General features: G+C 66.6%; 16 protein-coding genes and 1 pseudogene. 8 read left to right on the top strand and 9 right to left on the bottom strand.

From position 1 onward, the window contains the following. Positions 1–22: 22 nt before the first annotated feature. Entirely contained in the window at positions 23–484 is a 462-nt protein-coding gene (locus tag ABDC78_RS28625; protein WP_178358133.1) for a thioesterase family protein, read from the bottom strand. Positions 485–519: 35 nt separating this feature from the next. Here ABDC78_RS28625 and ABDC78_RS28620 point away from each other — a divergent pair, with 35 nt between their 5' ends. Further along, positions 520–1,623, top strand: a complete 1,104-nt coding sequence (locus ABDC78_RS28620; protein WP_178358134.1) for an alcohol dehydrogenase catalytic domain-containing protein — start codon at positions 520–522, stop codon at positions 1,621–1,623. 6 nt (positions 1,624–1,629) lie between these two features. Here ABDC78_RS28620 and ABDC78_RS28615 read toward each other — a convergent pair whose 3' ends face one another. The 3 genes from ABDC78_RS28615 to ABDC78_RS28605 are packed head-to-tail and all read right to left on the bottom strand — an operon-like array spanning position 1,630 to position 3,676. After that, positions 1,630–2,457 (bottom strand): acyl-CoA thioesterase domain-containing protein, encoded by an 828-nt coding sequence (locus ABDC78_RS28615; protein WP_178358135.1) that lies wholly within the window; start codon positions 2,455–2,457, stop codon positions 1,630–1,632. Between the two features lie 23 nt (positions 2,458–2,480). After that, on the bottom strand, positions 2,481–3,338 hold the full coding sequence (locus tag ABDC78_RS28610; RefSeq protein ID WP_178358136.1) for an oxygenase MpaB family protein: 858 nt from the start codon (positions 3,336–3,338) through the stop codon (positions 2,481–2,483). 47 nt (positions 3,339–3,385) lie between these two features. Next, on the bottom strand, positions 3,386–3,676 hold the full coding sequence (locus tag ABDC78_RS28605; protein WP_178358137.1) for a GlsB/YeaQ/YmgE family stress response membrane protein: 291 nt from the start codon (positions 3,674–3,676) through the stop codon (positions 3,386–3,388). A 212-nt stretch (positions 3,677–3,888) separates the two neighbouring features. Here ABDC78_RS28605 and ABDC78_RS28600 point away from each other — a divergent pair, with 212 nt between their 5' ends. The 4 genes from ABDC78_RS28600 to ABDC78_RS28585 all read left to right on the top strand — a co-directional run bounded on the left by ABDC78_RS28600 (position 3,889) and on the right by ABDC78_RS28585 (position 8,156). Beyond that, entirely contained in the window at positions 3,889–4,446 is a 558-nt protein-coding gene (locus tag ABDC78_RS28600) for a CsbD family protein (protein ID WP_178358138.1), read from the top strand. Between the two features lie 26 nt (positions 4,447–4,472). Beyond that, positions 4,473–5,147, top strand: coding sequence for an IF2 family translation initiation factor (locus tag ABDC78_RS28595; RefSeq protein WP_178358139.1), 675 nt, complete (start codon positions 4,473–4,475; stop codon positions 5,145–5,147). 84 nt (positions 5,148–5,231) lie between these two features. Continuing rightward, entirely contained in the window at positions 5,232–5,798 is a 567-nt protein-coding gene (locus tag ABDC78_RS28590; RefSeq protein WP_178358140.1) for a hemerythrin domain-containing protein, read from the top strand. 180 nt (positions 5,799–5,978) lie between these two features. Beyond that, entirely contained in the window at positions 5,979–8,156 is a 2,178-nt protein-coding gene (locus tag ABDC78_RS28585) for a catalase (protein WP_178358141.1), read from the top strand. Between the two features lie 6 nt (positions 8,157–8,162). Here the strand turns inward: ABDC78_RS28585 and ABDC78_RS28580 are convergent, their stop codons facing one another. From ABDC78_RS28580 to ABDC78_RS28570, 3 genes and pseudogenes are all read right to left on the bottom strand, one after another. Continuing rightward, positions 8,163–10,160: a phosphotransferase gene (locus tag ABDC78_RS28580; protein WP_178358142.1), complete on the bottom strand. Its 1,998-nt coding sequence runs from the start codon at positions 10,158–10,160 to the stop codon at positions 8,163–8,165. A gap of 43 nt (positions 10,161–10,203) precedes the next feature. Next, positions 10,204–10,874: pseudogene (locus ABDC78_RS28575) on the bottom strand (cutinase family protein). A 164-nt stretch (positions 10,875–11,038) separates the two neighbouring features. Continuing rightward, positions 11,039–11,611 (bottom strand): hypothetical protein, encoded by a 573-nt coding sequence (locus tag ABDC78_RS28570; protein ID WP_178358143.1) that lies wholly within the window; start codon positions 11,609–11,611, stop codon positions 11,039–11,041. A gap of 60 nt (positions 11,612–11,671) precedes the next feature. Here ABDC78_RS28570 and ABDC78_RS28565 point away from each other — a divergent pair, with 60 nt between their 5' ends. After that, positions 11,672–12,220, top strand: coding sequence for a TetR/AcrR family transcriptional regulator (locus tag ABDC78_RS28565; RefSeq protein ID WP_178358144.1), 549 nt, complete (start codon positions 11,672–11,674; stop codon positions 12,218–12,220). Between the two features lies 1 nt (position 12,221). Here the strand turns inward: ABDC78_RS28565 and ABDC78_RS28560 are convergent, their stop codons facing one another. Further along, positions 12,222–13,274 (bottom strand): class I SAM-dependent methyltransferase, encoded by a 1,053-nt coding sequence (locus ABDC78_RS28560; protein WP_178358145.1) that lies wholly within the window; start codon positions 13,272–13,274, stop codon positions 12,222–12,224. A gap of 76 nt (positions 13,275–13,350) precedes the next feature. Further along, complete coding sequence (locus ABDC78_RS28555) at positions 13,351–13,932, bottom strand: TetR/AcrR family transcriptional regulator (protein ID WP_178358146.1); 582 nt, start codon at positions 13,930–13,932, stop codon at positions 13,351–13,353. A 205-nt stretch (positions 13,933–14,137) separates the two neighbouring features. Between ABDC78_RS28555 and ABDC78_RS28550 the strand changes: the two genes are divergently transcribed. Then, positions 14,138–14,803 (top strand): HAD-IA family hydrolase, encoded by a 666-nt coding sequence (locus ABDC78_RS28550; RefSeq protein WP_178358147.1) that lies wholly within the window; start codon positions 14,138–14,140, stop codon positions 14,801–14,803. Between the two features lie 42 nt (positions 14,804–14,845). Beyond that, positions 14,846–16,072, top strand: a complete 1,227-nt coding sequence (locus tag ABDC78_RS28545; RefSeq protein WP_178358148.1) for a sedoheptulose 7-phosphate cyclase — start codon at positions 14,846–14,848, stop codon at positions 16,070–16,072. Positions 16,073–16,091 lie beyond the last annotated feature (19 nt).

The following is a 16,091-nucleotide window of genomic DNA, read 5'->3' as shown; positions in this document are numbered from 1 at the left end:
CTCGCCGAAGGCGGTTGAGGAGCTAGCTGGAGCGCGCGCTCTCCAGTAGTCCGCGGATCTCATCGGGAATCGGCACAGGTCGGCGGGTGGCGCGATCGACGTACACGTGCACCCAGTGCCCGACGGCTGCGACCGGATGGTCACCGGCACCGAGCGGATCGTGCGGAGTCTGGAAGACCCCGAGACGGTAGGTGACGCTGGTTCGGCCCAACCGCTCGACCACCAGGCCGACGGCCAGCGGATCGGGAAATTTCAGCTCGGCGTAGTACCGGCATCCGGATTCGGCCACCACCCCGAGCCACGGGGCGGTCAGCGGATCGGTTCCGGTGGTGGTGGTGATCCACGCGTTGATCGCCGTGTCGAACAGTGCGTAGTAGACCGCGTTGTTGAGGTGACCGAACATGTCGTTGTCGGTCCAGCGCGTCAACACCGGCCAGTGCACCGGGAAATCACCGCTTCGCAGCGACCGATCCTCACTCGTCATGGCCGTAGTTTGTCAGTCAGGGCAAGCTGGGCGTCATGAAGATCCGCGGAGCCGTGCTCGACCAGATCGGTTTACCCCGCCCGTACGCCGACTCCGGTCCGCTGTCGATCGCCGACCTCGACCTGGCGCCGCCAGGGAACAACGAACTGCTGGTGCGCATCGAGGCGGCCGGGCTGTGCCACTCCGACCTGTCGGTGATCGACGGCAACCGCGTGCGGCCTGTGCCGATGCTGCTCGGCCACGAAGCAGCCGGCGTGATCGAGGAGGTGGGCGGGAACTCAGATCTGGCGGTCGGTCAACGGGTGGTGCTCACCTTCTTGCCGCGATGCGGACAGTGCGACGGCTGCGCCACCGATGGGCTGGCGCCATGTATCCCCGGCAGCGCCGCCAACGGTGCAGGCACGTTGATGGCCGGTGATACCCGCCTGACCCGGGACGGCGCGCCGGTGCTCCACCACCTCGGGGTGTCGGGTTTCGCCGGTCACGCCGTCGTGGACCGCCGCTCGGTGGTGCCCGTGGAGTCCGACGTCCCGCCGGTGGTCGCCTCCCTGCTGGGGTGCGCAGTGCTCACCGGTGGCGGCGCCGTTCTCAACGCCGGCCACCCGCAGCCCGGGCAGACCGTCGTCGTGGTGGGATTGGGCGGTGTCGGGATGGCCGCGGCGCTCACCGCGCTGGCACACGACGATGTCCGCGTCGTCGGCGTCGATCCGCTGGCCGACAAACTCGAACGCGCCCGCGCATTGGGGGTTCACGACGCATGCACCCCCGACGAGGCAACCGAACGCCACATCAAGGCGGCGGTGGTGATCGAGGCGGTCGGCCACCCCGCCGCGCTGGAGACCGCGATCGCACTGACGGCGCCCGGCGGCCGCACCATCACCGTCGGGCTTCCCCGCCCGGACGCTCGACTCAGTGTGTCGCCTCTGGGTCTCGTCGCCGAGGGGCGCTCGCTGATCGGCAGCTATCTGGGGTCATCGGTGCCTGCCCGAGACATCCCACGATTCGTCGAGTTGTGGCGCGAGGGAAGGCTTCCCGTCGAAGCGCTGGTGTCGTCGAGGGTCACGCTCGACGAGATCAATTCTGCGATGGACGAACTCGCCGACGGCAGGGCTGTCAGGCAGGTCATAGAGTTCGAGTGAATCAGGTCAGTGCCGCGGTGGCGGGAAGTACATCTCCTGCCGCACGGTGCAGACCAGGCTGCCATCGCGGTTGAACATCGTTCCGTTCGCCAGCGCGAGAGAGTCGGCGCTGCTGGGGGAGGACTGTTCGTAGAGAAGCCAATCCGAGAGCACTGCCGGTGCGTGGAACCACACCGAGTGGTCCCGCTGCGCTGATACCCCGATACCCCCGCGGGCCGCGTATGCCGGCTCGGTCAACGTCACCGCCGACAGGTAGGCCACCAGGCTCGCCGTCAGGACCGGGTCGTCGGGTGTCTCGCCGTCGGGTCGCCACCAGATCCGCGCTTGCGCGGGCGGCGACTGCTCAGCGTCGACGATCCGGCGCTCGAACCATCGCAGACTCGCCCACTGACCTTCGGTGACACCCTCGGACTCGGCGAAATGCGGGGGCACCCGCGGTAGCGAGTCCGGTTCGGGCACTTGCGGAATCGGTGGTTGATAGACGACCTGAGCGGATCCAGCGTCGGCGATCTTGAACGACGACATCGCTTCGAGGAGGATCTGGTCGTCCTGGCGGGCGGTGACCCGGCGCGCTGAAAATGTCCGGCCGTCTTGCAGATCGGCGACCTCGAAGGCCACTGGGCGCCGCGAGTCGCCGGGCCGCAGGAAATACGTGTGCACGCTGTGCGGTGTCCGGCCCGGCGCGGTGAGGCTCGCTGCCAGCAAGGCCTGGGCCGAGATGTGTCCGCCGAGGATGTGGTTGGCCGGCGCAGGAAGTTGCTGGCCGACAAAAAGCCTCGAGTGGACTTGCTCGAGTCGCAGTGTGGCGAGCACGTCGCCGAGTGAGGAGGACATCGCCACGCATCTTGCCTGACCGCTCAGCGGTCGGCTGTCATCGCCCATCGGATGCCACCGACCAGCACCCGGCCGGTCGCGCGGACCACAGTCGTCTCCACCGGCGGCAGGTAGGGCAGCCGCAGTGGTGCTCGCGCCCACTGCGGCAACATCGCGACCGCGGTCGTCGCCAACACCGCATAGGGAGGCCGGGCGATCAGCGGAAGCGGAGGAGTCAACAACAGGAACCGTGCCGCGTCGAGCGCGGCCGCGGTGCTCTCCAACTCGGGGCGGTAGGCCTCGATCCGCTCGGCGAGTTGTTGTTCGGTGCGTGGCGGGTCGGGAACTCCCAGCGCCATCGCGACCCGCGCGGTGTCGGCGACGTAGCCGTCGCGGCCGCGTTGGTCCAGCGGCGCGGCGCCGTACAACTGATGGGCCCGCAGGAAGCTGTCGATCTCCGCGATGTGCACCCATTCGAGCAGGTGCGGGTCGGTGGCGTGATACGGCCGACCGTCCTCTGCGGTTCCGCGCACCCGGGTGTGGATGCCTCGTACCCGGTCCACGGCGCGCTGCGCATCAGCCGACGGGCCGAAGGTGGTGACCGCCAGGAAGGTGCTGGTTCGGGCAAGCCGCCCCCACGGGTCGCCGCGGTAGTCGGAGTGCCCGGCGACCCCCGCCATCGCCAGCGGATGCAGGGACTGCAGCAGCAGCGCGCGCAGCCCGCCTACGAACATCGACGCGTCGCCGTGCACCCGCCGGATGGGCCGATCCTCACCGAACCACCGGGGTCCCGGAGTCTCGTGGATCTGCGCTCTGTTGCTCGGACCATCCGGTCCGGCGACCATTCCGAACACCGCCCGGCCGATCTGCCGCCGGACTGTGTCGATCTCGCGGACCACCATGGCATCCATTGTGTACCCGCCGGCCGCCGGCACCGGAGTGCCCGGGATCAGTGACCGGTGCGCTGCACCCGGCCGCTGCGCTTGCCGGTGATGCCGAGGTAGGCCGCGATCAGCAGGATCGCGACGATGATCCCCACCAGGAACGGGATGATCTCGAAGCCGCCGTTCTCGTTCGAGTACCCCAACCGGTAGGTGACCCACGTTCCGACGAACGAACCGACGGCGCCCAGCGCCACGGTCATGATCACGCCGATGTTCTGCTTGCCGGGCATGATCAGGCGGGCCAGTGCGCCCACGATGAGTCCGACGACTATGGCGCCGATGATTGTTCCGATCACGGATGTCTCCTCTGTCAAGGCCTGGCAGACGAACTCCGCCGGGCTCGTCTGAGCTACCCGTTCTCCGCCGGAATATCCCTCCCGCGGGTGCCGACCAGATGTGAGAAAGCGCGCGCCGCATCGAGGGTTGAACCCCCTTCAGCGGGGAACGCCTCGAGGGCATCCAGCTGTGCCCCACTTCGGGGCGTTGGCTGTCGAGAGGAGTTACTCCAATGAGCGATCAGGACAAGTCCGGACAGGCCCGCGAGGGATTGATGGACTCCGTCAAAGGCAAGGCGAAGGAGATCGCCGGTGCGGTGATCGGCAACGATTCGTTGACCGCCGAGGGCCAACTCGAACAGGCGCAGGCCCGTGAGCGCAAGGAAGCGAACATCGCCGAGGCCGTCGCGGACGCCGAGGTGGAAGAAGCCCGCACCGAACTGTCGGGAGCCGAGGCCGAGCTTGCTCGCGAACGGCAGCAGGTCGACACCGAGGCCGCGGAGATCAAGGGCGCCATCCAGGCGCAGAAGCAAGACGAGAAGCGGATTGCAGAACAAGCCGCCCGCGAGGGCGTCGCCGCCGAAGCGGTGGCAGCCCAGACCGATGCGCAGGTCGAGGCGAGCCGGGCCAAGGCCCGCGAAGACGTCGAAGTCGAGGCAGCGCGCGACGATGTGGTGGCAGCGACCGCCGAGCACGAGACCGCGGTGAAGGTGACCGAGAACGCAAAGCAACAGGCCGAAGCCCTCAGGCAACGCGCAGCGGGCATCACCGAGGAAGCCGACCTGCCGTGAACAACAGCAAGACACAGGAGTGGACAATGAACATCGTCAGCGTGCCGGTCGCGATTCTGAGACTGCAGTACCGGATTGCCCGGGTGCCCCTTCAGCTCATCGAGGACCGGGTGATGACCCGGTTCGACGCCGAGACGCCCGCGCGGCTGTTCTACGAGCGATCGCTGGGCTCGTTGGACGCAGCGGTCGGTTCGGCCCTGGGGGACGTGAACCTGCAGACCAGGGGCTCGGCACTCGTCGAGCGCAGCGATGCGTTGTCGCGTGCCGCGCGGCTGGATGCGACCGCCACCGCCAAGCGCGAGAAGGCGGACGCCGCAAAGGAAGCCAAACTGTCCGAGGCGAGCCAGGAGCAGCAGGACGCGCGCGAGGCGCGGGCGCAGGAAGTCGAGGAAGCGCAGCGATCAGCTCAAAAGCGCGCGACCCGCGCCGCGGAGACCGCACAGCAACGCACAGCGGCTGCGAAGAAGGAAGCCGACGAGGCCGCAAGCCGACAGGCATCAGCGGTCGAAGCTGCAAGGAAAGCTGAGCGGGAGGCGATTCTGGACGACGAGCAAGCCGTTGTCGCAGCCACCCAAGCGAGGTTGGACGACGCGGCCGCCAAGCGCGCTGAAGCCTCGACCAAGCGTGCGAAGGCCGACCGGGTCGAACAACTGGCCGAAACCGAGAAGGTGAAACGCCAGGCGGACCGCGCCAACAGCTGATTGTGCCCGGTCTCGGGCGGGTAATCCTCGGACAGCGCACAGCCCCTCGCGCAGCCATCAGCCCAATCACGGAGGTCATCCATCGTGTCGAAAAAACCTGTCAGCGGCTCCGGTGACGTGGTCACCTATCTGAAAGAACAGCACGAGGCGATCAAGGCGTTGTTCGTCGAGACCCTGGACGCCAAAAACGCCACCGAGCAGCAAGCAGCCTTCACCCGGCTGCGGACCCTGCTGGCGGTGCACGAGACGGCCGAGGAGATGATGGTGCACCCGCGGGTACGCCGGAAGATCGACGGAGCCCGCGAGGTCGTCGACGCCCGCCTCACCGAGGAACACGACGCCAAGGTCGCGCTCGCTGAACTCGAGAACATCCCCTGCGGCACAGCGGACTTCAGCAAGGCCCTGATCCACCTGCAGGCGGCGGTGCTGGAGCACGCCGAGCGGGAGGAGACCGAGGAGTTCACGTTGCTCGAGGAGCAATTGGACCCGGCTGAACTGGCGAAGCTCGCCACCGCAGTGGAGATCGCCGAGAGGATCGCTCCGACGCACCCGCATGCCGGTGTGGAGTCGGCGTTCGCCAACTTCGCCGTGGGCCCGTTCGCATCGCTACTGGATCGGGCACGGGACGCGTTGCGGGGCAACGCAGCCTGACCCATCAGCGAGAACACCCCCACCGGCCCCGGCGTCCATCGCCGGGGCCGGTTCGTTCCCGGGGCGACGTTTGTCCGCCGCGACAGCGGGTACCACCGACTACTGGCGCACAGCCCCTCGCGCCGGCCTGGTCCGCCCGATTCGGCGACCGCCATTGATCAGCAATCGCTTGGAGCACCCATGCCCCCATCACGTAACCGCGACCAGAACGCCCCCGCCGCCGTCGGCCCCGCTGGATCACCCGAAGAGTCTGCAGGACAGCCGGATTCGCGTGCCCAGACGGGGCGCTACCTGACCACCGCGCAGGGCCTCCGATTGCCCGACACCGATCACTCTCTCAAGGCGGGGCCCCGCGGGCCGACACTGCTGGAGGACTTCCACCTCCGCGAGAAGATCACCCACTTCGACCATGAGCGGATCCCGGAGCGGGTGGTGCATGCACGCGGTGCCGCCGCGCACGGCACCTTCGAGGCGTACGGAAACGCCGCCGATGTCACCAAAGCGGGCTTCCTGGCCAAGGGCAGAAAGACCGAGGTGTTCTGCCGGTTCTCCACGGTGCTGGGATCGCGCGGATCCGCCGACACCGTGCGGGACACTCGTGGTTTCGCGGTGAAGTTCTACACCGACGAAGGAAACTTCGACCTCGTCGGCAACAACATCCCGGTGTTCTTCATTCAGGACGGCATCAAATTCCCCGACGTCATCCACGCCGGCAAGCCCCACCCGGATCGCGAGATCCCGCAGGCCCAATCGGCGCACGACACGTTCTGGGACTTCGTCTCGCTGCACACCGAGGCGACCCACCACGTCTTCTGGAACATGAGCGACCGGGGCATCCCGCGTTCGTACCGGACGATGGAAGGCTTTGGCGTCCACACCTTTCGGCTCGTCAACAAGCGCGGTGCCACCAGCCTGGTGAAGTTCCACTGGAAGCCCGTTGCCGGCGTGCACTCGCTGGTGTGGGAAGAGGCGCAGATCGCCGCCGGTGTCGATCCGGACTTCCACCGCCGTGACATGGCCGACGGCATCGAAGCAGGTGCGCCACTGGAGTACGAACTCGGAATCCAGGTGATGCCCGACGACGAGTCGGAGACGTTCCAGGGCATCGACCTTCTGGACCCGACGAAGATGGTGCCCGAGGAACTTGCGCCGGTGCACCTCATCGGCAAGCTCACGCTGGACCGAAACCCGACGAACTACTTCGCCGAAACCGAACAGGTCGCCTTCCACACCGGCAACCTGGTGCCCGGAATCGAGGTCACCAACGATCCGCTGATGCAGGCACGGCTGTTCTCCTACCTCGACACCCAGCTCACTCGACTCGGCGGACCCAACTTCACCCAACTGCCGATCAACAGGCCACACTGCCCGGTCAACGACATGCTCCGCGACGGGATGCATCAGACCGCCGTCCACACCGGCCAGGCGCCGTATCTGCGCAACAGCATCGATGGAGGCGAACCCCTGGTCGCCACCGCTGACGAAGGCGGCTACGTACCCGTGCCGCGCCGAGTCGACGGTCCGGTCGAGCGGGCCGAACCGGTCTCGTTTTCAGATCACTTCAGCCAGGCCGCCATCTTCTACCAGAGCCTGACCAAGGTCGAAAAGGTGCACATCGTCGAGGCGTTCACCTTCGAGCTGGGCAAGTGCTACGAGAAGGTGATCAAAGAACGCGAACTGGAGGTGCTGGCCAACGTCGACACCGACCTGTGCCGCCAGGTTGCCGAAGGCCTGGGACTCCCTGCGCCGAAGGGCAACCCGCCGGAGAACGTCGTCCCGTCCGCGGCTCTGTCCCAGATCGTCACCGAGCCCGGCCCCGTCGCCGGTCGGAAGGTCGCGGTCATCGCCGACGCGGGCTCCGATCTGGCAGCTGTGACGACGCTGACGAAGTCGTTGGGAAAGCTGGGCGTCGAGGTGCTCGTGACCGCGCCGGTCGGTGGCACCCTGAAAGCAGGCCGCCGCGCCGTTGTGGTGGACCGGACCTTCGCCACCGCCCGGTCGATCGAGTTCGACGCGGTCGTGGTGGCGGCGGGAACCACGCCCACCAATGACATCAAGCTAGTGGTGCTGCTGCAGGAACTCTTCCGGCACTGCAAGGCCCTCGGCGCATGGGGTGACGGTGTCTCGTTGCTCGACGCCGCCGGCATCGACCGTGCCGCGCCGGGTGTGCTCATCGGCAGCGATGCCGACAAGCCCTTCACCACCGAACTGGTCACCGCCTTGGGAAAGCATCGGGTGTGGGAACGCGCCGATGCCGTGATGGCCTCGGCGGTGGCGCCGTCGAAGATCCCGGCCGACAAGTCGGCGCCGCGTAAGCGTGCGTTGGTCAAGAAGGGAACGCGACGGTCGCGGAAGTGACGCGGGTCAGCGTGCGTTGCGGTTCCACTCCAGCCAACCGATTCCGGAGCGGCCGTCACTGGTGCTGACGGCCACCCAGGCGCGGGGGAAGTAGCTGATCCGGCCGTCGTCGGCGGTCAGTCGCACGGGGGCGTGACCGCGGATGTCGACGTCGAGGGTGAGCCCGCCGGGCTCGAGCGCCAACGTCGTCGAGGTCGGTAATCCGTTGTCGGCGAACGCGGCCTGCGCAATGACCGATGTCAGTTCGGTGAGTCCGGCGTGCGGCGGCTGCTGGTAGCCGATGCCGATCGGCGGCATTCCGTCGATGCGGATGTCGACACCGTGGAGGCGGGTTCCGTCATCGAGGTGCAGGGCGCTCCACACCCAGTCCATTCCCCACCAGTCGCGCACCCCCCAGGAGTGGTCGCGCTGCCCGGCGACGCCGTCGAGTCGGTACTGCCGGCCGTCGGCTGTGACGGTCCCGGAGACGGTGCAGGCGATCTCGTAGCGCGGAGTGATGCGGTACTGGTACGGAGTGCCCGCCGTCGTCCAGGTGAGGTCCATCGTCAGCTCCGTCGGTCGCCCCGCCTCGCCCCGCAGCAGGGCTGCTGGATCGTCGTACGACTCGCCGCGTCCTCGAACGGTCACCCGGTAGGTCTGCAGAGGCTCGCTGGCATCGAAGGTGAGATGCGCTGCCTCGGTGTTGATCTCGGACGGATCCGTCGGCAGCTCGACGGCGAAGTCGACGATCGCGACGGTCGGCATGTCGGGGCCGCACAGCAGCGCGTTGATCCATGCGGTGTTCTGGTTGGGCACCAACCCGAGCCGGACCCAGCCGCCCACGTCCTGGCCGGCATCGGCGAAGTCGAAGTACCAGCTCTCGTTCCACAGCTCCTCGCCACCCGGTGTATGCGGGCCTTCGTCCTCGCTGCTGGGTGAAAGCGGTTCGGGCGCATCCACTTCCGGAAGTACCTCGAGTGCGTCGGTATCGAGCACGTGGTCGCAGTGTCGCGCCAGCATCGTCATGAACATCTGATCGCCGCGCTCTGTTTGCGCGACGAGCATCGACGACACGATCGCCATCATCACGCCGAAGAAGCTCTGTCGGCGCACCCCGTCACGGACGACATCACGATCGACCGTCGCCCCGGTGCCCTCCAACGCGTGATGGTAGGCAGCCAACAGCGCGTCGTAGTTCTGCCGGCGCGCCTCTGTCGGCAGGGCGCAGCCGAGGAAGTAGGCGACATCGGTGAATGCCGGTCCCCACGTGACGGTCTGCCAGTCCACCACGGTCAGCGCGCGCTCGGCACCGGCTTGCCCGAAGAGCATGTTGTCGAGGCGGTAGTCGCCGTGGACCAGTCCGTGCACCCGGTCCGACGTTGCCTCGGCGGCGAGGTGGGCGTCGAACGCGCCGACCAAACGCTCGCACACCATCCGATGCCTCGGCGCGATGGCGTCGCCGAATCGCTCGGAGAACCCGGCCCACAGTTGCGCGACCAGCGCCTGATTCAGCGGTGATTCGCGATTGAGCCATTCGCTGGCGGTCAGCGACGTGTCGCCCAGCATCGGGCCGTGCACCTTGCCGAGCTCGGAAAGTGCCAGGTGCGCCTGTTCGACTGTGGCCCCGCGGATCTCGTCGCCGACGACCGCGGGTGCGGCGTCCCCGATCAGCAGGTCGAACGCACCGGTCTGCGGGTCGTAGGCAGCGTGGTGACACGGTGCCACCGGCCCGGACAAGCCCGGCGCGACATCGGTGTAGAACCGTACTTCACGTTCGTAGAGCCCGAGCGCCTGTCCAGTCTGCCTGCTGCTGGGGTCGGTGGCGGCGACCTTGAGCACCACCGACGCCGGACCGCTCGACCCGGCATCGGCGTAGGTCAGCGTGATGCGGTAGCACTCGCTCATCTGGCCGGTGCCGATCCGCTCGAAGGTGAAATCGGTGACGGTTCCGCGATCGAGAACAGCGGTCAGCCAGTCGGCGCTGAGTTCGGTGGGGCGTTCGATGACGAGATCAGTGCGAGCCACCGTGTGAACTTAACAGTGAGGCCGGTCACACTGTTGACGGGTGTCAAGACCCCGCAGTCACAGTCCCGTCGCCGTTCGGGCCGGACGTTGGCTCGGGGAGCTTGCCCGCTGCGAACTCCGCCGCGTGATCCACCACGCCCCTGATCGCGTAGGCGCCGTGAGCGCCGCCGTCCCCGCCGGTCGGCGAGCAGACCGGGTCTTCGGGGATGCACAGGTCGAGAGTCTTTCCCGCGTATTCAGGGCCGACGGTGATGGGCGGTGCGCCGGTGTTGAGCATCTGCAGGAAGCCGCTCGACGGCTTGCCGAACAGCGTCACAGCGGCCACGTGTTCGGCGACTGACGGGTCCATCGGACCGGTCATGCCGGGGGGCGGGGTGTAGCCCTCGGGAATGGCGTCCTCGGTGATGTAGGCCGCGACCGCCGCGCCCTGCGAGAATCCGCCGAGCACGATCTGCGTGTCAGGGCAATCGGTGGTCATCTGCACGATCCGGTTGCTGGCGTCGATGACGCCGTCCGCGGCGGTGGCGAAGTCGAGCGAGGCGGGGTAATTCACGCGTAGACATCGACCGACTTGCCCTCTGTCTTCGCGCGGAGCGAATCCACGAAGGCCTGTCCGGTCGACCCGACACCTGGGGGTTCGAACGTGCCTCGCGCAAAGACCACCTCGACATCGGGGCACGGTGCTGCGTACGCGGGGGGTGCGAGCGCGGGCATACCCGCCACTGCCACCACGATCGGTGCGACGCCTGCCAACCAACGACCAATTCTGCTCATGTGGACCGCCTGTCTCGTATCCTCAGCTGCGGTCGGCGCCATTGCTCCCCCGGCCCGACGGCAAGGGTGTACCCGCAGGAACTTTCAGTCGAAACGCCACAATGTTATTGGTTACCGGCACTTAACGTCACGTCGGCGACGTCATCCGCGGCTCGGTCGAGCAGTTCGAGCACCGTGCGCACGTGTGTGCGCCGGACCGCCGCCCACACCGCACGGGTCGCCGGAGTGCGGTGGTGGACAAACGTGGCGAAGAGCAGACCATCGGCTCGCCGCTCGAAGAGCAACTCGCCGGGCATCCCGATGCGCGAATCTCTGCCCAGCAGAACGCGTTCCGAAGTGCGGTGACGGATCACCCAACCCAGCACCGACGCCGATGAGTTCGTCGCGGGCAAACCGAGCGCCGCCCAACCCGCCGTCAGCTCGGCCCGGGTGGCCGCCGGTGCCCCCTCGAGCACAGCTCTGGCCCAGGTCTCCGCCGTCCAGTCGGGGTGCTTCTGGGTGCTCAGCACGAACGCGTCGGCATAGTCGACACGGGGCAGGGTGCTCAGTGTGGTGGTTGCCGCCGGCACGTCGATCTGACGGGCGTGCTGGTGCCGGTGCCGCGAAACGGAGTTCAGGAGCCTGGGGTGGATGATCCGGCGGAACGGCACGATCGCCGCCCTGCATGCGCGACCCATGATATGAAGCATACACAACTGTATGTATCATTTGTGAACGCTGTCAACTAGAAAGTGACCATGCCCGCGGCCACCCGTACCACCCGCGACGATTGGATCGACGCCGGCCTGTCCGCGCTTGCCGACGGTGGACCGGATGCGGTGCGCGTCGACGTCCTCGCCCAGACACTCGGTGTGACACGAGGTGGCTTCTACCACCAGTTCAGCAGCCGCCCGGCATTTCTCGACGCGTTGCTCGACGCGTGGGAAAGCAGAAGTACCGAGGAGGTTCGCGAACGTGTCGAGCGTGAAGGTGGTGATCCGCGTCGGAAGGCCACCCGTGCGGGGATGTTGACGTTCTCCGACGCACTGCTGCCCATCGACCTCGCGGTTCGCGACTGGGCACGCCGCGATGACGCAGTGGCCGTGCGGCTTCGGCGGGTCGACAACCACCGGATGGACTACCTGCGCGAACTGATCTCGGGCTACTGCGCCGACCCCGGCGAGGTCGAGGCACGCGGGATGCTGGCGTTTGCCCTGGCGATCGGAAACCACTGCATCGCAGCCGAACACCCGGGGAGCAGCCGTGCCGATGTGCTGAAGCGCGCCACCCGTCTGCTGTTGGGTTGACCTATGGTCGCGCCTCGAAGATCAGGTTGAACGGTGTCTGCGCCGCCCGGCGGAACTGCGTGAAACCGCCACCGTCCACCATGACGTCTTTCAACCGGCGCTCTCCGGCCTGTGCACCCAGTGCTGGACCTCGTCGCGCCAGTGAAACCGGCACGCAGATCAGAGACGATGCGGCGTAGAAGAGTCGTCCCACAGGGTTGAAGTTGTCGGCGACGTTGTCGTTGGCAAATGGCTCGACGAGCAGGCAGTGGCCATCGGACTTGAGGGTCGCTCTCGCATGGCGAGCGGCACCGACGGGATCCGCCATGTCGTGCAGGCAGTCGAAGAAGGCGATGAGGTCGAAGCCGTTGCCCTGGTAGGAGGTTGCGTCGGCAACCTCGAAGGTCGCGTTGTTCACGCCCGATGTCGCCGCGCGATCGCGGGCAGTGTCGATGGACGGGCGGTGGTAATCGATCCCGACGAACTGTGAATCCGGAAACGCCTGCGCCATCAGTATTGTGCTCGCGCCGTGTCCACACCCGACATCGGCGGCCCGGCCCCCTGCAGCCAGCTTCTCGACCACCCCATCCAGAGCGGGCAGCCACGACGTCAGCAGATTGGCGTGGTAGCCCGCCCGGAAGAATCGTTCAGTGCCCTCGAAGAGACATGGATGATGTTCCCCCCACTCCATGCCCTCGCCACTGCGGAAGTTCTCCACCGCGCGATCGCGAACCGCAAAGAGGTCACGGATGATCTGGTACGCGCCCGGAAGATCGACCGGGCCCTCGGGGTCTGCCAGACATATCGCTTGTTCCTCGTTCAGGTGGTACTTGTCGTTGGGCTCGTCGAAGTCGACATAGCCGCTCGCCGCCTGGTTGGCGAGCCACTCGCGCAGGTAGCGTTCGTTCGTATCGGTCCGGCGGGCCAGTTCCTCGACCGAACAGGGCTGCTTCGCAAGCTCCGCATACAACCCGAGCTCGTCTCCGATCGACACCAGGACGGCACTCGCGGCGGCGCCCAGATCACCCACCGCCTTGCCGAGGAATGTCTCCAGCCTGTCTTCGATGGTTGTCATCGCAAACTCCTTCGGCCACCCCGTGATTGAACGGTAGACCGATGCTGGGCAGCACCCGTGGCTTTGGCCGTTTTGGTCAACTCAAACGGTCAGCGGGGCGCTCGGCGGTGACCGCGCCGGCAAGGACGATGTCGACCGCCGCCGCGATGGTGTCGTCATCGGGGAGCGTGCCGAACATCAGCGACGGGCACGCGACGACGCCGGACAGCATCGACACCGCCGCTTCCAGTCCGCTACCGCTGAAGGATCCTTCGAGCATCGTCCGCAGCGGTCGCTGACCGCCGGTGTTGATCTTGTCTCTGAGCTGACCGATCTCGTCGACCGATGCCCACTGCGCCATCCCTGCGAGAAGGCGGTCCAGCCGCATGTCGATGACAACTTGACGGAACACCTGCAACTCGCCGATGAGGTCGGCTCGCAACTCGCCGGTCGGCGGATGATGGGGCATGTCGCCGATGCCGTCCAGCGCCAGCACGATCAGGTCGAACCGGGCGGGCCAGTGGCTGTACAACGTGGTCTTCGAGTAACCGGCCACTTCGGCGACGCGGGCGTGGGTCACCGCGTCGGAGCCCTCGTTGACAAGAACGTCGAGAGCGGCGCGCGCGACGTCGGCGCGGGTGCGCGCGACCCGAGCGTCCTCACCGGTGTCGGCCGCCATCTGTGTACTTCACCTCGTCGCCGTGGTCTTCCGCTGTTGGAGCCCGCCCGAGAGAAATTAACTGATGAACTAATTACCCGGTACCAGACGATCGAATCAATACTGAACGTTTAGAACAGTAGTGTACGGGGGATTCAGCGGGCGCGTGCACAGCGACTCGCTGTGACCACGGTGAATCCCAGACCGCACCCCGCAAAGGAACCCCATGTCCGCCATCTTCTTCGGCTCCATCAGCACCCTCGCCGACACGTCCGAGCTGCAGCGCAGAGCCTTCAACGAAGCGTTCGAGGCACACGGCCTCGATTGGAACTGGTCACGCGACGACTACCTGTCCATGCTCGACTCCAATGGCGGCGCCCAGCGGATCGCCGACTACGCCGAAGCCCGCGGGGACGAAGTCGATGCGCCGGTCGTGCACGCCACCAAGTCGCAGATCTTCCAGGCGCTGCTCGGTGCGGAACCGTTGACCGTGCGGCCCGGAGTCGTCGAAACCGTCCAGGAGGCCAAGCGCGACCATCGGAAGGTCGGCTTCGTCACCACGACGTCGCAGGGAAACATCGACGCGCTCCTGGCCGCGTTGAAGCCCCATATCAGCGCGGAGATGTTCGATCTGATCGTCAACCGTGACTCCGTCAAGAAGCCGAAGCCGGATGCTGCGGCGTACACGTTTGCGCTCGAGCAGTTGGGTGAGGACGCGCGGACTGCCGTGGCCATCGAGGACAACGTCGGGGGAGTCGCTGCGGCGGTGGCGGCTGGTGTCACGTGCATCGCATTCCCGAACGAGAACACCACCGGCGGCGATTTCAGCGCCGCCGCCGAAACAGTCGACCACCTCGAGTCGGGGCAGGTCCTCGGTCTCAGCAGGGCCTGAGCGAGCACCCCACACCACTTCGATGACATTGAGGACATCACCATGAGCAATCTTCAAGCGCAGGTGTCAGCCGGCGACCGGGCGTTCCACGTCGAAGGCTACGAAAAGATCGAGTACGACCTCGTCTACGTCGACGGCGTCTTCGCCCTCGACAACTCGGAGTTGGCGGACACCTACCGTCCCTACGGCCGGACGCTGATGGTCATCGACGAGGTTGTCCACGACCTCTACGGTGACGCCGCCCGGGCCTACTTCCACCACCACGAGATCGAGTTGACGGTGCTTCCGGTGCAGATCCGGGAGACCGCGAAGTCGCTGGAGACATTCGAACGGATCGTCGGCGAGTTCGATGCCTACGGTCTGGTCCGCACCGAACCGGTGCTCGTGGTGGGCGGTGGCCTCACCACCGATGTCGCCGGGTTCGCCTGTGCCAGTTACCGCCGCAACACGCCGTACATCAGGATTCCGACGACGCTCATCGGCCTGATCGATGCCAGTGTGTCGATCAAGGTGGCCGTCAATTACGGCAAGCACAAGAACCGGCTGGGTGCCTATCACGCATCACAGAAGGTGCTCCTGGACTTCTCGTTCCTCAAGACGTTGCCAGAGGATCAGGTGCGCAATGGCATGGCCGAGCTGATCAAGATCTCCGTTGTCGGCAACAGCACGATCTTCGAGATGCTCGAAGAGCATGGCGCCGATCTGCTGCGCACCCGCTTCGGCCATCTGGACGGCACGCCGGAGCTGCGGGCGGTGGGGGACCGGCTCACCTATGCGGCCATCGCGACGATGCTCGACCTCGAGGCCCCGAACCTGCACGAGATCGATCTGGACAGGGTGATCGCGTTCGGTCACACCTGGAGTCCGACACTCGAGCTCACGCCACCGGAGCCGTTCTTCCACGGCCACGCGATCAACATCGACATGGCGCTGTCCACCACGCTGGCCGAGCAACGCGGTCATCTCTCCGTCGGCGATCGTGACCGTGTTCTCGGTGTGATGAGCGACCTCGGCCTGGCGCTCGACAGCCCCCACCTCACCCCGGAACTGCTCACCGCGGCGACGTCGTCGATCCTCAAGACCCGCGATGGTCTGCTGCGCGCGGCGATTCCGGCACCGATAGGGCAGTGCATCTTCCTCAACGACGTGACCACCGATGAACTCGCGGACACACTGGTGCTGCACAGGAAGATCTGCTCGGACTATCCGCGCCGCGGTGACGGTGTCGACATGTTCACCGCAACCACGCCCGAGGGCACCCATGAGTAGTCCGGCGGTACTCCAGGCA

Origin of the sequence: Mycobacterium sp. DL, assembly GCF_039729195.1 — a bacterium.
Taxonomy (GTDB): domain Bacteria; phylum Actinomycetota; class Actinomycetes; order Mycobacteriales; family Mycobacteriaceae; genus Mycobacterium; species Mycobacterium hippocampi_A.
Note: the sequence above shows the minus strand (reverse complement) of the source record. Positions and strands in the feature narration are given on the sequence as shown.